This window comes from Cellvibrio sp., from assembly GCF_053579595.1.
Genome location: NZ_JBRFPI010000467.1, coordinates 1 through 3,163 on the forward strand (window position 1 = coordinate 1; position 3,163 = coordinate 3,163).

Genomic DNA, 3,163 nt, shown 5'->3' on the forward strand with positions numbered 1-3,163 from the left:
CAAATTCGCCGCTGTAAGCAGATTCCAATCCGTGATTCACCAACCAGGTCAGCGTGGTCGCCAAATCGTTATTGGTGAGCATTTCGCCTTCAATCAGCGGGCGTCCATTGGGCATAAATACGCGCTGGTATTCCACCTGCTCAACCAACTCCGCTTGCACCTTGCGGCTAGCAGCTGCAAGGCTGTGAGTGACTCTAATGCCTTGGCTAGCAAGCGCAATCGCGGGCGCTAACAAACGGCTTAATGGCAATTGAACGGCTGATTCTGCGGCTATATCGCGCGCCTTTTGCCAACCAGCCAGTGTGCCGCCCATAGTGACAGTAGCGAGTGCACCGCGACTGGGGATTTGCTGCAAGCCTTTGTCGCCATACCAATCGATACACGCCAATTCTGCCGCGCAGCCGCAGGCATCTATAGCACGCGGCGCTTCACCGGGTTTATGGATCAACCAGAAACCGTCGCCCGCCATGCTGTTCATATGCGGATAAAGCACAGTGATAGCGGCGGCGGCGGCGATCATCGCGTCGACCGCACTGCCGCCTTCACGCAACACATCCAGGCCGATTTCAGCGGCCTGTTTATGTGGGGCACTAAAGGCCAGCGCGTGAGGCGCACTAAAACCGATGGCGTGTTGAGTCATGAGTGAGTACCACACAAATCGATTGCCAGTTGCAGCAGCGATCTATCACTGCCGCGTTTGCCGAGCAGCGAGACACCGCAGGGCGCTCCTTGGTCACTTAACACCGGCAGATGCACTTGCGGTAATCCCGCTAGCCCCGCAGATGCAGTCAGCCCCATTAACTGGCTGCGATATGTATCCATCCACTTTGCATCGGCACCCAGCAAAGGTGCGGCACCGGGCGTGGTCGGCAGCAGGATTAAATCGACATCGGTAAACCAACCATCGATATCCGCTTGCAAGCTTGCGCGTTCAATTTCCGCCACAGTTTGATCCGCCTCTGTGAGCGTCGCGCACCATTGGAAACGGGCGTGGATATCCGGTGCAAATGTCGGCTGGTTTTGGCTGATCCATTCACCATGGGTTTGCCAAATCGATCGACCTTGTAAAGTCCGGAAACATTGGCTGGCGCGAGTGAGCCAATCGCTATTCAGCATCACTGATTTAAAGCCTTGGGGTTTAAAGCCTTGCAGCATCGGCTGCTCTTTAAGCCAAGCTTGATGAGAGGGCGTCCAAAGCGCACCGTTTTGTAATGGCAACAATACGGCGATACGCAATGAGCTGTGTTCAAAATTGCGTGGCAGATTATCAGGCAGCAATACCTCGCCGACTTGCGCGAGGGTTTTGGCATCGCGCGTGAGCCAGCCGACGGTATCGAACAAGGGCGCGAGCGGCACCATTTGTTCGCTACTAATTAAGCCGTGGCTGGTGCGAATGCCAAACAATCCGTTGTAACTGGCGGGCACACGGATGGAGCCGCCGGTATCGGTACCTAAACCTATATCGATATCGCCCGCCGCAACCGCAACAGCTGAGCCACTTGATGAACCACCGGGCAAACGCTCGGGGCTGCGCGGATTAATCGGCGCGCCGTAATGGATATTCAATCCGTTGAGACTGTAGGCGAGCTCATCGGGTTGGGTTTTGCCGATCAGTTCAGCACCCGCATCGAGTAATTGGGTTACTACAGGCGATGAGTGTTCAGGTATCGCGTGACTGGCCAGCCAGTCAGGATTTCCTGCGGCTGTGGGTAACCCGGCGATATGGAATAAATCCTTAACTCCCAGCCGCAAGCCAGCAAGGCTGCCAGAGCCTGCGCGGGGATTAGGATAGTGACCGCGCCATGCGAAGACGCGTTGATCGAGCGACATGTGTAAAGCCTTTAAATGCGATAGCAATTTATTTTCAAGATTATCGCGACTAACTTTCACCAAGGAGCTTCGGTGTTGCTTCTGAGACCGTCTGAGACATGGATGTCGAAGATGAGCCTACATGGACGTATTTACGGCGTGTCTCAGAAGTGACACCGAAGCTCCGTTGGCGGCACAAAACCTATTTCAAATCCGCCGGCACCGGAACCTTATCTTTATAAACTTCCCAGTTACCCAGAATTTTATCCATCACCGCCGTACCGACAATGTAAGCCGATTCTAACGAAGCATCTAATCCAGCATAGCCTTCATTTTCAGCGAGGAGGTTTTCTGCTGCGGTCACACCCGGTGGTGGCATGGTGTAATTGCTGCCAGTGCGCAACACCAGCACGCGGTTTTTATCCACTTTGCCGATATTGTGCAAATAAGTAAGCGACAAATAAGTACCTGTATCTTCCATCGCTGAAGTCACGAACTCACCTTTGCCTTCAGTCCAGTAATCCGTCCATTTGTTCGCCCAGGTATTCATAATTTCGCCGTGCCAAAACGTCATGGCCGCGAGCTGGTCACCTTTCAACACAAAAGGTTTGCGTTGCGCATTCGGGTGATTTACATAAAGTTTGCGCGTAGCTTCAAGGCTTTCAATATCGGGCAGTTGAATATCTTTCGTTAATTGAAATGCCCACTCGGTCAAATCAGGATTCACACGCAACATTTCACCGGTGGGAGCCGGTTTTTTCGGGTCGTAGGGCTTGGATGTATAACGCGCAAAATAACCTGTCTCCCAATCAGCGGGAATTTCACGCGCATCAATTTCATGCGCGAGGTCGCCGTCAACCAAATATTCTGCCCATGCGGCCGAGCCGATGGACGCATCTTCCGGGTCGATACCCGCAATACCTGCCACCAACCAATAGGCATCAGAAAAATCAAAACGCGGGTCCATACCTAACGCCATAGTCGCCGCCGTGGAATGCGCAGTACCTATGCCGGTCACAATGCCCATTACACCGGTTTCCATATTCATGTAAATATCGTGGTAAGAATTGGGAAACTCGAATTTGGTATCGAGTTTTTGGCGCTCTTTCCACAATTGGAATTCACCGGCTTTATCACCAGAGTCTTCACCAATTTCAAACATGGTGACGACGACAAATTTTACTTTAATCGGCGCGGGCGCCTGCACACTCGCTGCGGGTGTGGCTGCCACTTCAGTCGCAGGCTTTTCACAACCCGTCATTAAACCTGCCGACATTAACGACAGCAGCGCAACAGACAATAAACCCGGTTTACATTTTTGCATTGGAAAAATCCTGTCATAAATTCAGTTAAC

The 3,163-nt window shown here is 52.5% G+C and carries 3 protein-coding genes; all 3 read right to left on the reverse strand.

All coding sequences use genetic code 11. The features are described from left to right. Window positions 1–640, reverse strand: a 640-nt coding sequence (locus ACWA6V_RS19805) for a gamma-glutamyltransferase (protein ID WP_449524105.1), incomplete at its 3' end; no start/stop codon positions are given. Then, a complete protein-coding gene (locus ACWA6V_RS19810) occupies window positions 637–1,830 on the reverse strand; it encodes an amidase (RefSeq protein WP_449524106.1) in 1,194 nt (397 codons plus the stop codon). The genes ACWA6V_RS19805 and ACWA6V_RS19810, both read right to left, overlap by 4 nt. A gap of 181 nt (window positions 1,831–2,011) precedes the next feature. Continuing rightward, on the reverse strand, window positions 2,012–3,070 hold the full coding sequence (locus ACWA6V_RS19815) for a purine nucleoside permease (RefSeq protein WP_449524107.1): 1,059 nt from the start codon (window positions 3,068–3,070) through the stop codon (window positions 2,012–2,014). Between the last annotated feature and the right edge of the window lie 93 nt (window positions 3,071–3,163).